Raw genomic sequence first — 16512 nt, 5'->3', positions numbered from 1 at the left:
CTCAGGCCGCCGCCAGTTCGACCGGGGACAGTGATACCGCAACTTCGGTCGCATCGAGCCGGATCGTCACCGCGCGGCCCTTGGGGATGAACCAGCGGCATTCGAGCATCAGCGCGCGCAGCCGCTGTTCGATCGCTGCGTCCGCGCCGACCATGAGGGTGGTGATCCGTTCCGCCGCTTCGGCGCGAAAGGCACTGCTCTGGGTCGAAGGACTATCGCAATCGCTGTCGGTGTTGGCCGAGAAGATGGCACGTTCGAACAGGTCGAGCACGTCGCTCGGATTCGCATCGCAGCCCCGCACGACGAACAGGCCGACCTCGTCCAGCTCATTGCCGCCCCAGCAGTCGCTGGCAAAGGCGACGTCGGTTGCGGTCACCGTCGTCACGCTGGCACCGGCATGGGACAGGGCCATGACCAGCTCGATCGCGTCGACGAAACCGCTATCGAGGCGCGTGTCTGCGTCCCCGCCGATGTCGATCGTCGCGACCTGGCCGCCGAGGGTGACGCGAAAGGTGACGTCCTCGACATGGGCCAGTGTGTCGTACCAGTGATACCCGGCGAACCGCGCTTCAGGGTGAACCAGTGGCGCATCGACCGGATTATGCCGCGTCAGGCAGCGCGCGACCGGTTGCGCGATAATCGCATCCAGCTCGGGCATCACCGTCATCGCCAAGCCGGTGATGCGCGCTCCACCCTCGTAGGAATCGCCGTCAGCGATGGCCGGTCGCCAACCCTCGAGATAGGCGTCCGCTTCGGGAAGTTCGATCCCCATGCCCTGCGCAACGCACCAGTCAGCATGGGACAGGCGGTGCGACCCCAACGCCGTGATCGCGCGGAAGATCGCCGCATGGGCGGCAGCGCGAAGCGCCGTCAGCGCGTCGTTCTGGACCACCTCCTTGCGGGCCGGCAGCACCAGCTGCAAATCCGGTGTGTCGAGGATGTCGACCCGTACCGTCCAGTGGCGACCTCGATCGACCTCGGTGACGATGGGCATCGCAGCACCGATGATGAGGCCATGGAAGTTCAGCCGCGGATCGACACTGCGATAATGCGAAGGCATCTCACGCATCACCCCGATGCGGCTACCGTTCCATTCCTCGACATGGACCGCGTTGGCGAGCCATTCCTGCTGCTCGACCTCACGGCCATTCCACGACACCGGCAGCGGATAGTAACGCGCGACCCGGGCGACCGCTTGGGCGAGTTGCAGGTGCCAGTGTTTCGGCACTGCGAGCGAGATCTCGGTTCCGCAGGCAATCGGATCGGTGAGGACGGTGATCGGCTGCCCGCTATCCCAACCGTCGGCCGGTATGTCGGCACGCCATCCAGCGCCGGCGGTGTTGGAGAACGAGCGGACCGTGACCGCGCGCCCGGCAAGCGAGAACACCCCCATGCCGGCGGGGTCCTCGCGACGCCGGGTATCGTCGGACCAGTCCGAACGGCCGAGCGTCAGGATCGAGGACGGGTCGGTGATGCCATGACCGTCGTCGGCGATCGTCAGGATCGGGTCATCGGCCGTCAGGTCGGCGGTGATGGCGATGGAGGTGGCACCGGCACGACGGCTGTTCTGGAGCAGCTCGGTCAGGATGTCCTCGAGCGAGCCGTTGAACAGGCGGCCAACCTTCGAGATGGTTTCGGGCGCAACGCTGGCATGAATCGTGAGCGGCAACATGGGGCAGGTCTCCGGCAAGGCCGGGACTATTCCCCGGCGACACCTTCACCCCTCCCCCCTCTCCTCCATCGTCAGGCGCGGCTTCAGACTGGATCGGAGCGGCTTCCAGACAGCTTCAGGCAATCAAAAAGGCGGAGCTGGCGTCAAACCAACTCCACCTTCAATTCACGCCCGACGCTCCTCGCCGCGCGGGCCAAGGTGTCGATCGTAATATTATACTCGTTGGGATCGAGAATTCTGTCGAGCTGCTGACGGCTCGTCTGCATCCTCGCGGCCATCGCCTTCTTCGTGAGGCCGTGATCGATCATTGCCCCGCGAAGGGCGTCCGCGATCACACATTTGATCGCCATGGCGGTGACTTCTTCACGGATACCGTCTTCGTCCAAGAGGTCGTCGAGGCTCGTAAGATCGCGAGGATCGACATGACCCTGCTCGTCTACCATGTATACATACTCCTTGTTCGTTCTATCGCTTCAGTGCCAATGCAATGGCGGCTTTCGGCGTCGTTCGAGTTGTCTTGATAAAAGCATGAACGACGACAATCTGCTGCGTTTCGGCCTCAAATCGATAGAGCAATCGCATTTCCCGTTTTGACGGTAGCGAACTTCGAAGCTCCCAAACCGGAGGACTGATCGGTTTACAGAGTGGCGGCCCCATCGGATAGCCGATCTGCAAGCGCATCAAATCTCGTCCGACGATCTTGCGATCCTCGACAGGAAGCGCCCGGATGATGTCTGCTACGACATCGTTACCGTTAGCTGTTCGCCAAAACCTCACCTTTATCATAACGCAATTCCTTTCTGAATTTTTGTCTCATAAGGCGGTCTCCATTGTTACAGAGAGCATGATGCCCTCGATGGTGCCCCGCGGGGCGTTACCACCGGACAGCCGTCCGGCATGGGTGCCATGCACCATATATGGTACATGGTCAAGGTGATGTGTTGCCGAAGGCATGGTCACGCGGTGAGACCCATCAATCGGGTCGAACCGGCAAATGCGCGCAGCCCCTGCCCCATCACTTCACGCAATCGTGCCTTGTTCATCACGACGATCGTCGGATCGAGCGGTGTACCGTCCGGCAAGGCATATCCGTGCGCCAGCTTGCCCGATGCAGTCTCGATCCGCACAAGATGCCCACGCACCGGCGCTGGCCCGACATGGCGGGCGGTGAACTCGCCGAGCCTGCCACTGAGGAACGGCAGCGTCTTGCCCCAACGGATGTGACCACCGCCGATGCTGTTGCCGGCGCCGCGCCCGCGGCCCAGCCACAGCCGCAATTGCGCGCGCTGCTGGAGCACGGAATTGCGGGTGCGCTCCATCGTGCGACAGAGCGGGAACACGTCCGCAATGGCGTCGACGATGCGCAGCGCCTCGCCACTGGCTGCGACCAACACGTCATCAAATTCACGACCGGCTATCAGGGCTTGGAACGCGGCACGATGACGCGGCTTCCCAAGGATCGCGTCGGCACGAACAGTCGTCAGCGGACAGGACAGGTCGGCGACGCCGCCAGCAACGAAGCCGTCGGTCCCAATCGCGACGACTGTCATTCCTGCCGTGCCCGCGTGATCGAGCACGCGCTCAAGCAATGCCGGATCGCCGATGATCGCGAGCCGGCGCGACCAGGACACCGGACGGGCACTGTCGCCGGGCATCGGCCAGTCGCTCGGCAACGGCCGTGCCCGCACGGGCGCGATTGCAGGGCGTGGGGCATTGTCCGTGCGCAACGCAGCGAGGTTGGCGCGACGCGCGGCATCGAACGGGTCGGCGACGTCACCCCCACCGTCGACGAAGCCGAGATCATAGGCAGCAACACGACAGAGGTTGCCTCGACGGTCGCTACGCCATGGGCGCGGATTATGGACCCATCCGGCATGAGCGGTGTACCAGCCATCGGCAAAGGCGACCGCGTCGTCCCAGTCCAGCCCATGGCGGTCGCGGGCGGTGAGGATGGCAAGGTCATGGTCCGAAATGGTGCCTTCGTCCGCCTTGGAATCCATGAACGCGAAGTTGGTCGCCTTGCGCTTCGCCTCGGTGGCGGCAGCGATCGCATCATGGAACGGGCGCAGCGCCTCGACCCGCTGACGGGTTCTGGTCTGACGCGCATCGAGCGGCTGATCGACGGGCAGGTCTGGCAATGAACGCCAGATCGCAGCCAGTGCGTGCGCCTCGTCCATCGGACGGCCGCGGGCAAGCCAATGGTCGGGGTCGCCCGGCCGGAAGGTTTCGGTCGTCATCGCGTCACGCCGCCTGGGCAATGACGCGGGTCGATACAGATACCGCCGGCAGGCAAAGATCATTGATGATACGGTTCGCCAGTGCGGGGATATCGAGCAGGTCGCTCAGGCCGGTATGATACGGACGTCCGCCGCAGTCATCGCGCTGCCCGCGGACTTGGCGATAGCCGATAGTGCAGCGGTCGCGCGTGTAGCCGAACCCCAGCGTCACGCAGATGCTGTCTCCATGCAGAACCGATCTACCGGTAAGGCCGACATCGAGGTGTGTGCGCACCTCGAACGCCCCGATCGCGCCGCCAAGCGCCGAAGCCAGGCGGTACAGCACGAGGCGCGCCTGTTCGTGAAAACGCTGGATGATACCATCGTCGGTCAGACCGGCCTCGGCGATCGCCAGCAGCAATCGTTCGTCGACGCTGGTGGCGATCTGGCGACGACAGTCCTGCCGCGGTATGGGTTCCGCCAAGTCGCGCGCACCGATGCGGCCGAGATGGCGTGCGAGCAACATGGTCGCCGGGTCGTGCTCGGGCATGACACCGACACGGTCGCAATCCTCGACCGCGCGGATCAGGGCGCGCAGCGTGGTCGTGATGCTGGTCAGCGCGGCGGGATCGAGCGACTGGCGATGGCGCTGGACGGTGTCGAGGATCATGGGGACTGGCTCCGATTGCTCCGCGCGCTTTCCCGCGCGTGCAATCTCCCTTCCCCCTCCTCTCCTGGCCGATCGGTTCAGGAGCGGCTCGATGGTCTGTCGAGCTGTATCGCTCCAAGGCTCTCGAAGGTGTCGCCGTCTACGCGATCGGCATAGCGAACCTTGTCGACCAGGCCCCACTTCTCCCCCGCCGTGTACGTCGCATGCCCAAGTGCATCGACGCTCTCGACTTGACGAAAGACCACACCGACCTTGCCCGCCGGCACCCAGTCCGCCCAATCGCCCCACGCGGCCCCGGCGACATACTGCCCGATCGCCGCCTGGTACGCGGCACGCCGGCGCAAGACATCGCTGTCGCGGGGTGCAATCGTCTCGCCGGTGAACGCGCCATAGGCGTCGGGCAGCCAGTTACGCGCGATCTGATGTGCGATCGGCAACTCGATCGACAGGAACGGATCACCTGCGGCGCGCCGCTCGGCCTCGAACGCCAGCACGACCCGCGTCCACTCGACGTCTTCCTCGTAGAACACGCTCATGCAACGCAACGCCACCGGCATGGCCGCCTGGCGCTCATCGGACAGGACGAAGCCGCCATGGCTGGCGGTGGTCACGTGCCAGATACCGGGAAGGCGTTCGGTAGTGGTGTAGGGCGGACCCCAGATCGTGAAGGCCGGCGCGGAGCTGTGCTGGAAACGGGGAATAGGGATCACTCCTGATCGGGTTGCACCCCCTGCCCTCCCTCTCTCCTCCTGAAGCCGGATCGCTCAGGCGAACCGGGTCGCGTGGACCTGCGTCACCGGGACCGGCTGCCACGCCAGCTTACGGACGTTGCCGATGCGATAGGGTCCGCCGCCCTCGGGTGAGCGGAACGTGATCTGTCGGCCACGTTTCGCGACGATGAAGTCGGTCCCGGAATAGCCGTTGGTGAACGAGATCGGGGTGGCGAAGCGGATACGCATGCCCTCGGTCATCGGCCGCGCGCGCAACCGCAGGTTGGCGAGGCAGCGCCGGCGCCATTGCAATGCCGATTCATTGTCGGTCGGGGAAAGCAGCTTCATAATGCGCTCGGGGCATTCGTCCTCGAACGGCCCCATCGTCTCGTCGAGGTCCTTGTACCCGAAATGCTCGCCCTGAGCATTACGCGGGTTCCAGCGCACCAGGCACACCACTGCGAAGATCTCACGACCCTCGCCGTTCACGGTGGCCTGTACCGCGGCGTAGTAGGTCCGCACGCCGACGACAGCGGAGGCCAGTACCCGCAAGCCCGTGCTGCCCTCGGGCGTATCGCGCTGATAGGTGAACTGGTCGTCGAGATACGCCTTGGGGCTGTCGTGCCCCTTCATGGCTCCGACGCTCATGAACAGCCATCCCATTGCATTATTCCTTTCATTTATGGAGCTAAATTACGCGGCGAGCGCAGGCGGCGTCGCCGCGGCGGAGAAGCCGCGCAGATAAGCGAAGGCCTGTTCGGCCTTGGCGGCGGCGAGGAAGATCGCGGAGGTATCGGCGCGCAGGACGCCGAGCCAATGGGCCAGATACCCCGCATGGTCGTCACGCAGCTCGGTCGGCAGCCCAAGGTCAGCGCAGATTATCGATGCACCCAATTCGGCGCATAATTCCTCGAACGCATATGCCCGGTCGCCGAAGCGCTTGCCGAACGTACGGTCGAGGCGGGTCCGCCCGCCCGACCAGTGCAGCGTCTCGTGCGCCCGGGTCGAGGCATAGGCATCGGCCGAGCGGAAGTGATGCGGCCGGGGGAGCTGGATGTAATCGCCGAGCGGGCTGTAATAGGCACGATCACCGCCATGGCGGACATCGGCGGGCACTGCGGCGAAGAAGGCATCGATCCGCTCCTGACGCTCGGACAGCAGCAAAGGCGTCGGCAGGATTTCGCGCGGATGATACCAGGCGGGCAGGCCATCGATATCGTCGGCGCTGTAGATGACATAGTGGCGCAGGAAACGGATCAGCCGGCCGGGCGTGCTGCCACCACCAAGAGCCGGTTGCCCGGACTTACGGAAAGTCGAGGCATAGACCGACAACGACGGCTCGGCCCCGGTGCGGACCTGCGCGCCCATCGCCTCGGCCTGACGCCGGGTCATCCAGTAGCGGCTGCGGACGCCGCGCATGTCGCCGATCGCCCACAGGTACAGGCAGTTCACCCCCTGGTAGGGCGTGCCGTTGTGGCGCAGCGGCCGCCCGCCCTCGCCGGTGAGCGACCACGGACGCTGCCAGGGTACTGTGCCCGCCTCGATCCGGGTGATGATGGCGCGCGTCACTTCGGCCGCGAGATCGCGGGTGCGCGGGGTTGGGGCTAGCATCGCGTGAAGCCTTCGGGTTCGGAAGAGAGCAACGGGTCGCCGGCACCACGGTCATTCCATGATGCCGGCGACGTTCCAGCGATGCCGGCGCTATTCGGCGGCGACCGCCTCGTATCCATGGTCGTGATGGTCGTTTGCAGCCACGCCCTCTTCGTCGATCGCGGCCAAGCCGGCGTCGTCGGCATCGAGCAGCAGATCCTCGCCCATCAGATAGATATCGGCAGGCAGGTCGAGGTCATCCGCCAGCAGATCGTCCGGCACCGGCAGATCGTCATCACCCACGATCGCCGTGTCGTCGAACCGCATCGCGGCGGGCACCCAGGCAAGCGCCGCGTGCTTGACGTCGGCCTCGACGATCGCCTCGCCAGAGAAGAGCTTATGGCACGATGCCGAGATCTCGGGCTTCTTGGCCGCGGCATGCCGCGACGACAGTGCCGGGCCGCCGACATCGTGGAGCAGCGTGATGAGCGAGCCCTTGGGCACGCGGTCGAAGAAGTTCTCCGAAGTGGGACGCCACCATGCCGCGACATCGAGGTTCAGGTGCGTCGCAAGCCGGGCGTGGAGCCGGTTCCGCTTCGTCGAATAACCTTCCTTGGCCTCGAGCGAGGTGGCGACCAGCCATGCCATCCAGCCCAACTTGGCACCATCATCCAGCGCCCGGAACGCCTCGAAGCGGTCCAGATCGCTGTGATGCTCGCACCATGCGGCATCAAGGCCGGCGCGGGCCTCGTCGAGCAGAACCGCGCCGGGCGACGACGGCATCGCCGAGCGCGCCACCGGATCCTGCGGCAGCCCCGCACGAATGCTGCTGCCCGACCGCGCCCCGCCGGTCTCGCGGCCGTCGGCCATCATGAACAACGCATAGTCGAGCGCCAGCGTCGGGTTGGCGAGAAGGGCCGCACCCAGCACGTCCCGGCGCTGGACCGACAGTTGGTCCTGCAGCGTCTGGCTCAGTGCCTTGCCGCCGGGGGCAGCGGCGACCGGGTCCACGGATGCGGTCTTGTCGGGCGACACCGGACCTTCCTCGATCCGCCACGTCGGCGCGGCTGTGGTTTCATCGCCGGTCGGGGCCGTATCGTCGTCATCCTGTCCGTCCTGCTCTCCGTTCTGGGCCTCCTGCGTCACCGCATGCACGCGCAGTGGGGTTTCGCTATAATAGCCGTCATCGAGCCGCATCTTGCCGTCCTGCGAGAGCGTCAGGAAGGTGCCGAGCCGGGTGCGCAGCTCGTCGGGCAGGATACGCGGACAGGCCGCCACGATCTCACGTTCGGCGGTCAGTGCCTTGATCTCGGTTTCCAGCCCCTCCCAGCGGGTTTCCTCGACGTCCTCCCCGTTCATCTCGCCGGCGATCGTATCGATCCTGAGGTCGATCTCATTCATCCGGGCACGCGCCTCGTCGGACATGGGCTGACGGGGCAGATGAACCCGGTGAACCTCGCGCGCCGCCTCCCAGCTGCTCATCGCCGCGATCGGGCGAATCCATGCGAGGCCGGTTTCGGCACCGATCCGCTTCGCCTCGGCCTCCATCGTCGCTGCCGCGAGCCGCTGGGCGATCTCAGTGTCGATCCACTTGTCGCCACCCTCGCTGAAGAAGTCGCGGTCGATGCGCCCGCCGGCGGCGACATAGGCATCGGCACCGACCAGAAGTGCTACCGGCTCGTTCGCGCGCAACGCCTCGTTGGCGATCACACGGCGGACGGTATCGGCGTTGGCGTAGCTGTTGCGGCCATAGCCCTCCCAGACCGCGAGCTGGCGCTCGTGACTGCCGGTCGAGGCATAAGCCTTGGCCATGTCGAGACTGATCGTGCCGCTGGCGAGAGCGTCGAAGATCGGTTCGGCAAGCCCGGCAAGACGCAGACGCCCCTCGATGAAGCGGGTCGTCACGCCGAAGCGCTTTGCCACCGCCTCGATATCGCCGCTGTCGCCGAGAAAATGCTGGAACGCGCGGCACTCGTCGGCGGGCGACATATCAAGCCGTTCGAAGTTTTCGACGGTCGACATTTCGCTCAACGCGGCGTCGTCACCATTCAGCACCTTGATCGGCACATCATAGTCCTCGGCGACGATCAAGCCACGCTCGACCGCAAGCATCAGCGCGCGATAGCGACGGCTACCGCCGATCACCGCAAAGCATCCTCGCGGCTTGGTCAGCGGCGCTACCAGAAGATTTTGCAGGATGCCGTTTGCCATGACGCTCGCCATCATGCGCTCGATCAGATCTTCGCCGGTCTTGCGCACGTTCTTTTCCGACGGCCGCAGTTTGGAGAGTTTCACGCTCTGGATCATGGCAGGGGTTCCTTGCTTCCTGACCGGCTATTTCCGGACGAAAACCCTCCTTCCCCTCTTCTCCCAAGCCTCGTCCTTTATCGGATCGTTTCGACGTATCATGATTTATGACTATTGCCGTTACGGATACGCAGGCTATGCCTTGCATGACCGTAATGCGGCCAATGATCCTTTACCCGGAAGACTTGATGACCAACGAACTCAGCGCCGTCGAACTGGCCACCGAACTGACCGTCGCCTGGCTCGGCAATGCGAACACGCGGGTTGCCGCGGATGACGTACCCGCCTTCCTGCAGTCGATGTACGCGACCGTCACCGCGCTCGGTAGCGCGGCGGAGGAGCCGACACCGGAGGCTGCTCCTACCGATTACGTACCTGCCGTGTCGGTGCGCAAGTCGCTCGCCAGCAAGGACCACATCATCAGCCTCATCGACGGCAAGCCGTACAAGACGCTGCGCCGCCACCTGTCTGGCCACGGCCTGACCCCGGACGAATATCGCGAGCGCTATGGCCTGAAGTCCGACTATCCGATGGTTGCCGAGACCTACAGCGAGAGCCGCCGCGACATGGCCAAGCGGATCGGCCTTGGCCGCAAGCCCGGCCAGACCAAGGCGAAGGCGGCCGAGGCAGTGTCGGATGAAGAAGCCGCCGCCCCGGCGAGGACGCGTCGCGGTGGCAAGACCGCGGCACCGGCCAACGCCGAGTAGAACAGGACATCCGGCACCAACGGTCACGATGGACGAACACCAGGCGGTGAGGCGAACCCTCAGGCGGCGGTGAAAATCCGGGCCAGCACTGCTTCGGCATCGTCGGCCGGTACGAAGACACGAGTACGATACTGGATGATCTCGGTGAAGCAGCCGAGCGCCTTCAGCCAAGGCAAGCGGGCAGCCGGAGCGTCGACCAGCTCGACGCGGTGCTGCCCGTTCACCAGCGAACGCCGGATCGTCATCGCGAACGGCTGCGAGACCTCGACGCTGCGCCCGGACAGGACGGCCCGAGCGATTGCGGCCGGCGGCATCGCCTCAGCGCTGGCGAGCCCGAGCTTGCCGTAGAGCTGCACCAGATGCTGTTCGAACACGAGGCGGCCCAGCCACGAGCGGCCGTCGCGGTCGACGATGCGGTTCACCGCCATGTGGTCGGAGGGCAGAGCCGACCAGATCGGCAGGAGCAAGCCGGTCGCGAGGCAGATCGTCTCGGTGTCGGTCTGCTCGATCGCCTCGGTTACCTCCGCCGCCCACGCTGCCTCGAAGGTCGCGCGGTCGACGCGTTCCCACGCGCTCTCGAACAGATCGTCGGCACGCATATACTCGCTGCGGCACGGGCGCTGGAGCTCGATGCGCGGTATCGCCAAACCCTCGGCATCCATCCACGGGCGCCCCGACAGCCGCAGCGCCACCATTCCCGAGCGTGCGTTGCGCATCAGCGCGCCAGATCGGCCGGCCTGATCGGCAAGCTTCAGTATCCGTTCGAGCGCGATCGGGTTCTTGCGCCGCTCGATCTCGATCGTCAGCAGATGCGACGTCGCCCCCGTCCCCGGATCGGTGCGCAGCAGGCGGTCCTCGATCACGGTCGCGCGGTCGACAAGGATCGTCTCGACCCCGACATCGAGGGTGCCGGCGTCGCGGGCAGCGGCGATGCGGGTTTCGACCAGTGCCAGAAACTCGTCGAAAATCGCGTTCTGCAGCGCGATCGGCAACGCCAGCAGGCGGTTCAGCCAGCGCTGGATCGGCGGCAGATCCTCAACCAGCACGCCGTCGGCGTCGTGGAGCCGCAAGCCGGTGCGACGGACGAAGTCGGAGAGGCTCGTGCTCTTGAGCTTGCCATCGTTCAGTAGGTGGAACCAGGTGACCAGTGCCGCCCTGGCATAACTGCTCTCGAGGTTGTCGGCAGGATCGAACAACCCCTGCCCGCCGGTCTGGCGTTGGCCGCGCGTCAGCGCGCCCAGCGCGTCGAGCCGTCGTGCGATCGTCGAGGTGAAGCGCAACTCGCCCTTGCAGTCGGTGGTGACCGGGCGGAACAGCGGCGTCGACGCCTGATGGGTGCGGTGGGTGCGCCCCAGCCCCTGGATCGCACGATCGGCGCGCCACCCGGGTTCGAGGAGGAAGTGAACCCGCTGCTGCTGGTTCGCGGCATGGAGGCTGGCGTGGTAGGAGCGCCCCGTGCCGCCAGCGTCGCTGAAGGCGAGGATGCGCTTGGTCCCGGCCATGAACGCCGCAGCCTCGGCCTGCGCTGCGCGCGAGCTGCGGGTTTCGAGCTTCTGCCGTCCGTCGCTGGCGGGCACGAGGCGTTTGCTGCGTCCGGTCACCTCAGCGACCTGGTCGGTTCCGAAATGGGCGATGATCGCATCGAGCGCTGACTGGATCGGCGGCAGCGCGCAGAGCTGCTCGACCAGCGCGTCCCGCGCGGCGAGTGCTTGCGGATTATGGACCGGGTTGCCGGCGGTATCGACCATCGGTCGCGAGAAGGTGTTGCCGTTCTCGTCGCTGTAGGTCTCCATCTGCCGGGTCGGGAAGGCGCGCATCAGATAGTCGATTACGGTTTCGATCGGAGAGAGCGAGATGTCAGGCTCGGCCCGCTCCTCCGGGGTCATCGCGTCGAGCCGACGGGTCAGGATCGATTCAGCTGTCGACACCAGCTGCATCACCACCGACTGCCCGGCGGCGAGGTGCCGTTCGGTTTCCGCGATCACCGACGGCAGCTTCATCGACAGCAGGACCTGGCCGAAGAATCGCTGCTTGGTGGACTCGAAGCGCGAGCGCGCCGATGCCTTGGCACCGCTGTTCAGGGTCCGCCCGCCCATTTCGTCGACGATGCCGGTGATCTGCATCGCCGCCTCCATATCGGCGTGAATGATCGCCCAGGCATCGGCGAAGGCGTCGTAGATCTCGATCTGGAGCGGCGTCAGCTCGTGCCGCAGCACGTCATACTCGACCCCGGCGAAGCTCAGCGCCCGGGCGGTGTACAGGCCGAGCGCCTTCAGATCGCGCGCGACCAGCTCCATCGCCGCGATCCCGCCCTGGCGGATCTCGGAGATGAAGGCCTCACGGTCGGCGAACGCCGTTTCTGGTCCCCACAGCCCCAGACGAACCGCATAGGCCAAGTTGTTGACCTCGGACGCGCCCGTCGCCGAGGCGTAGAGTACACGCGCATCGGGCAGATGATGCTGGAGCAGCACGCCGCAGATTCCCTGTTGCGATCCCTCCTTGGCGAAGATCGAGCCCTCACCGCCAGCGACCCCGCCCATCTCGTGCGCTTCGTCGAACGCGATCACCCCGTCGAAGTCGGGGCCGGCCCATTCGACGATCTGGCGCAGCCGGGTCGCATCGCCGCGCCCGGAGCGCAGCATTGGATAGGTGACGAACAGCACCCCCTCGTCGAGCGTGATGCGGCCGTCGATCTTCCACGTCGACAGCGGTACGACATCACCGCCCATGCCGCCGAGCGCCGACCAGTCCCGCCGGGCGTCCTCCAGCAGCGGTTCGTTCTTCGTCACCCAGATGTGGCGACGGCGCCCGGCCAGCCAGTTGTCGAGGATGCAAGCGGCGACCTGGCGGCCCTTGCCCGCGCCAGTGCCGTCGCCAAGGAAGAAGCCCTTGCGATACGCGCGACCCTCGGGATCGAGCGTCAGCGCGACGCCCTTCTCGGCCACGCGGAAGGTGCCGGGCAACAACTGCGACCAGGCATGGCCGGCATAGACGACGGTTTCGAGCTGCGACGACGACAGCAGGCGTTCGGTGACGGTGCGCTCGGGCAGATGGACGATATGCGAGGGCACCGGGGCGGGGATCGAGCCCATCGCGACCGATTCCACCAGCGCGGTGGGATGCTCGCCGGCGGTCTCGAAGCGGATACGGCTCGGGCGATACGGCAGATAGACACCAACCTGATCGCCCAGCGCAGCGGGTGTTTCGAGCGCGGTATAACCGACCGGCAGCACCTCGTTGCGCGCCGGTGCGCGAAAAGTGCGCGGTGCTACGGGGAGGGTCGAACGTGCCGAACCGAACAGCGAGCCGCTGGCGACGCGCGGGGCGGCCATCGTCTTCGTGCTTTCGGATACCATCTCTGCGCGCACCGGGACGTGCAGTGCGGACACGAACGCCGAGACCGTGTCATGCTCGACGACGGTCGCCGTGGTGTCGCCCGGCACCTTGTCGATGACATAGAGCCGGACCGCAATGCCGGTGCCGTGCTTCGCGTAGCATCCATCAAGGCGTAGCGCGGTGCAGACGGTGGTGCCGGCGAGCACCTTGTCCCAGGTCGCGCGCATCCGTGACGACGGTGTGAAACGGTCGGGCATGATCGCTACCGCCCGGCCGCCGGGGCGGAGCCGGCGAAGCGCTGCGAGCAGGTGACGTTCAGCGGCCAGCGGATCCTCGACACCACCGGCACCGCGCGAGAAGGGCGGGTTCATCAGAACGACAGAAGGACGCGGAAGGTGAGCGTGATGTGCCACCAGCGCCGCGCCGTCATGATGGGTGACCAGCACGCCGGGGAAGATGTCCGCGAGCCGGTCGCAACGGTGCGGGTCGATCTCATTGAGTTGGAGGCCGGCGCATGCCATGGCCTGTGCGATCAGCAGGCCGTTGCCGGCGCTGGGCTCGAGGACCACGTCGTCGGGCCGGATCGCCGCCAGCGCCACCGCCAGCGCGGCGATGTCAGCCGGCGTGCTGAACTGTTGCAGGTCGATCTGCTCCTCGCTGCGCACCGTCTGGGTCGGCAGCCGCTTCATCAGCGCGCTCGCAGCGGCAACGCCATCCAGCCCCGTCACCGGCATCGTCCGCAGGTGCAGCGCGAGCGCATGTTCGAGCGTGTCGAAGCTGTCGCGCTGGCTCCAGTTGCCATCGGCGTCGCTACCGCCCGCCGCCCGCATCGCCGTGTTCAGATCGGCCCGGGTGATGGGTGCGCTGGTCGCGAGCAGTTCGCGCAGACGGTGCGCTGCGACGGGTGCCGGGGTGGACAGATCGAACAGGTCGGACATGGCAGGTTCCTTGGTAAGTCGCTGCCGACATCCGACAGCTCACCCTGCCGCTGTCCCCCTCTCCTCTTGTGCCGCGAGGACCTCGGCCCAGTCCTTGAACCCGACCGGGGGGTAGTCCACGCGGACGATACGCTTGGCCGAACAGTATCGACGGATCGCCTTCACGACCGCCGCGCGTCCGGCAGCGTCGCGGTCAGCGGCGAGGATGAGCGTGGTCACGGTATCGGGGACGTCGATCAGATCGAAGCGGCGGGTGCCGAAGCTGGACCAGCAGGGCACACCCTTCAGCCGGGTGTAGGCGCGGGCGCTTTCATAGCCCTCGCCGAGCGCGATGGTGGCTGCGATCCCGCCGCCGCGCCACGCGCCAGTGCCGAGCGTCCCGAGCGTTGCCTTTTCGGTATAGCCACTGCCGTTGGCGTTCAGGAAGATGCGCTGAAATGCCACAAGGCTGCTGCCCTCGCGGACTCCGACCAGCAGTGCCGGCAGGAAACGGGTCATCGGCTTGGCGCCGAGCGGGCAGCGTGGATGGAACCGCAGATCTTCGTTGGCCGGCAACAGGTGCCGGGCGGCAAGATAGCGTTCGGCGAGCGTGCCGCGCACATCGCGGGCCTCGTTCCAAAGGCGTTCGATATTGGCGGTGCCCCCGGCATGAGCCGGCACCGCCGGGGGCGGTCGACCCGAAAGCGAGATGTCGTCGATAGCACGAAGAACGTCGAGCGGATCGCAGCCGGCAAAGCAGGTGACGAGGATGCCCCGATCGCCCTGCCGCAGCGACAGGCTGGGGGTGTTGTCGGCATGGGCGGGGCAGCGGCACATCGCGGTGTAGCCGGTCCAGGTGCCGCCAAGAGCATCGACGATGGCGCGCAGGTTTGGTTCGGGGGGGCGGGCGATGACGGGCATCGGGGAGTTCCGTTCATAGCGATCAGACCAATGCAAAACATCGGCCTGATAATTGAAGTCAACGGTTGCGGAAGCACACCTTGATGATGAGGTGGACGGCCTGCGCCTCTCTTGTCCACTCCTCCACGGCGAAATCATCGCCAGTCCATGGTTTATCCGCTGGCCACTGAGCACGAACGCGCTGGACTAACGCGTTTCGCGCCTCGGCTTCCGTGTCATGGACACCGCTATGATCGGGATGGTTTGGCTGGCGAACGAATAGGATAAAGTGGAGCACGGGCTATATGCCTTTCGGGTGATGCGGCAGCCTTCCGGCAACCGATTGCCAAAGCATGGAAATTTCTTCCTGCTTGCTCCCCCATTCCCCCCTCTTCCTAAATCCCGATGCCCGCTGGTCCGGCGGAATATCGATCCGTTTTGATTATTTCGGTCCGACCACCATCATATCAGCCAAAGATGTCGGTATATTCGTGCCCGAATTAGTGTGTGTTTAGGGTGCGCTGAGCCAATATCCGACCCTGGCCGCAGGGTTGACAACTTCTCTGCTGGTCCATTCTCCTTTCCCTCGAACGGATTGAGAAGGGTGGACGATGAGAAATCGGACGGTTCTGGGGATAGCGGGCACCATGGCGCTGGTACCAGCCATGGCATCGGCGACCTCGAAGCAGCCGGTCAGGCGGGTCGAATTGATTTCGATGACATCGGTACCGGCCCCGGCGGTCGACGCTACGACCGTTGGCGACGCGGTTCCCTTCCGCGAACACGACCTGAGCCGACGCTATGTCGAGTTCCGCATGGCGCAGGAATTCTCGGTAACTCCCTCATTTACCAAAGAAAGTCCTGTTCGTCCTGGTCCGGCGACTGCACCAAGGATCGCAACGTTGTCGGCGATCGTCGCGCCGGTGTGGATGCGGGGGGGCATTGTAGCCCCCCCGCCAGCGTTTACTCCGGGTTGCACGCCCATGGCATGGCGCCCGAGCGGCTTTCTCGATCGCGCTACGGGGGGGCGGCGTGCCGCCTATTACGGCATGATGAGTGCGATCGCGTGCGAGCATGGAATCCCGGTCGGACTGTTCGACGCGATGATCCTGCGGGAAAGCGGCTACAATTCGCTCGCGGTGTCACCAAAAAACGCCTTTGGCCTCGCCCAGTTGATGCCTGCGACCGCGCAGGGCCTTGGGGTCGATCGCTATGATCCGAGCCAGAACCTTCGCGGCGGTGCCCGATATCTGCGTCAGCAGCTCGATCGTTTCGGCCAATTCCACTTGGCGTTGGCGGCATATAACGCGGGTCCCGGCCGGGTTCGCGGTAAAACGGTGCCGGCGATTCCTGAGACACGCGCCTATGTCTCGAACATCTTGACCAACTGGACGCGGATAAGCGGGGCATCGCAGTCGCAGACTGCAAGCACCACGCTCCCCATACCGATATCGAGAACGGCTGCGAGCGTCCTGACCTTCTGAACA

At 65.5% G+C, this 16512-nt stretch carries 13 protein-coding genes; 2 read left to right on the top strand and 11 right to left on the bottom strand.

Annotated features, from left to right (window positions below):
* Nucleotide 1 precedes the first annotated feature (1 nt).
* The 9 genes from LRA89_RS15905 to LRA89_RS15865 form a co-directional block, all read right to left on the bottom strand.
* On the bottom strand, nt 2-1672 hold the full coding sequence (locus LRA89_RS15905; protein WP_230771761.1) for an ATP-binding protein: 1671 nt from the start codon (nt 1670-1672) through the stop codon (nt 2-4).
* A gap of 143 nt (nt 1673-1815) precedes the next feature.
* On the bottom strand, nt 1816-2115 hold the full coding sequence (locus tag LRA89_RS15900; RefSeq protein ID WP_230771759.1) for a helix-turn-helix domain-containing protein: 300 nt from the start codon (nt 2113-2115) through the stop codon (nt 1816-1818).
* Between the two features lie 22 nt (nt 2116-2137).
* On the bottom strand, nt 2138-2458 hold the full coding sequence (locus LRA89_RS15895) for a type II toxin-antitoxin system RelE/ParE family toxin (protein ID WP_230771757.1): 321 nt from the start codon (nt 2456-2458) through the stop codon (nt 2138-2140).
* 170 nt (nt 2459-2628) lie between these two features.
* A complete protein-coding gene (locus tag LRA89_RS15890; RefSeq protein WP_230771754.1) occupies nt 2629-3909 on the bottom strand; it encodes a hypothetical protein in 1281 nt (426 codons plus the stop codon).
* A 4-nt stretch (nt 3910-3913) separates the two neighbouring features.
* On the bottom strand, nt 3914-4558 hold the full coding sequence (locus tag LRA89_RS15885; protein ID WP_230771752.1) for a hypothetical protein: 645 nt from the start codon (nt 4556-4558) through the stop codon (nt 3914-3916).
* 77 nt (nt 4559-4635) lie between these two features.
* Entirely contained in the window at nt 4636-5268 is a 633-nt protein-coding gene (locus LRA89_RS15880; RefSeq protein ID WP_230771750.1) for a DUF7007 domain-containing protein, read from the bottom strand.
* A 54-nt stretch (nt 5269-5322) separates the two neighbouring features.
* Nucleotides 5323-5931 carry a DUF6927 domain-containing protein gene (locus LRA89_RS15875; RefSeq protein ID WP_230771748.1) on the bottom strand — a complete coding sequence of 203 codons (609 nt, stop codon included), beginning with the start codon at nt 5929-5931 and terminating at the stop codon, nt 5323-5325.
* Nucleotides 5932-5961: 30 nt separating this feature from the next.
* On the bottom strand, nt 5962-6879 hold the full coding sequence (locus LRA89_RS15870) for an ArdC family protein (protein WP_230771746.1): 918 nt from the start codon (nt 6877-6879) through the stop codon (nt 5962-5964).
* 90 nt (nt 6880-6969) lie between these two features.
* Nucleotides 6970-9165, bottom strand: a complete 2196-nt coding sequence (locus LRA89_RS15865; RefSeq protein WP_230771744.1) for a ParB/RepB/Spo0J family partition protein — start codon at nt 9163-9165, stop codon at nt 6970-6972.
* Nucleotides 9166-9353: 188 nt separating this feature from the next.
* On the opposite strand from LRA89_RS15865, the gene LRA89_RS15860 reads away from it, so the two are divergent.
* A complete protein-coding gene (locus LRA89_RS15860; RefSeq protein ID WP_230771742.1) occupies nt 9354-9872 on the top strand; it encodes a MucR family transcriptional regulator in 519 nt (172 codons plus the stop codon).
* Between the two features lie 59 nt (nt 9873-9931).
* Here the strand turns inward: LRA89_RS15860 and LRA89_RS15855 are convergent, their stop codons facing one another.
* Both LRA89_RS15855 and LRA89_RS15850 read right to left on the bottom strand, forming a co-directional pair.
* Nucleotides 9932-14146 (bottom strand): strawberry notch family protein, encoded by a 4215-nt coding sequence (locus tag LRA89_RS15855; RefSeq protein WP_230771740.1) that lies wholly within the window; start codon nt 14144-14146, stop codon nt 9932-9934.
* A gap of 39 nt (nt 14147-14185) precedes the next feature.
* Nucleotides 14186-15046 carry a DUF7146 domain-containing protein gene (locus LRA89_RS15850; RefSeq protein ID WP_230771738.1) on the bottom strand — a complete coding sequence of 287 codons (861 nt, stop codon included), beginning with the start codon at nt 15044-15046 and terminating at the stop codon, nt 14186-14188.
* Between the two features lie 626 nt (nt 15047-15672).
* Between LRA89_RS15850 and LRA89_RS15845 the strand changes: the two genes are divergently transcribed.
* The gene (locus tag LRA89_RS15845) at nt 15673-16509 is read left to right on the top strand and encodes a lytic transglycosylase domain-containing protein (RefSeq protein WP_230771735.1); all 837 of its coding nucleotides are present in this window, start codon (nt 15673-15675) and stop codon (nt 16507-16509) included.
* Nucleotides 16510-16512 lie beyond the last annotated feature (3 nt).

The sequence above is a fragment of the Sphingomonas sp. Leaf4 genome (genome assembly GCF_920939515.1).
GTDB lineage: Bacteria > Pseudomonadota > Alphaproteobacteria > Sphingomonadales > Sphingomonadaceae > Sphingomonas.
The sequence above is the reverse complement of the archived record's forward strand: the minus strand, read 5'-3'. Positions and strand labels throughout refer to the sequence as shown.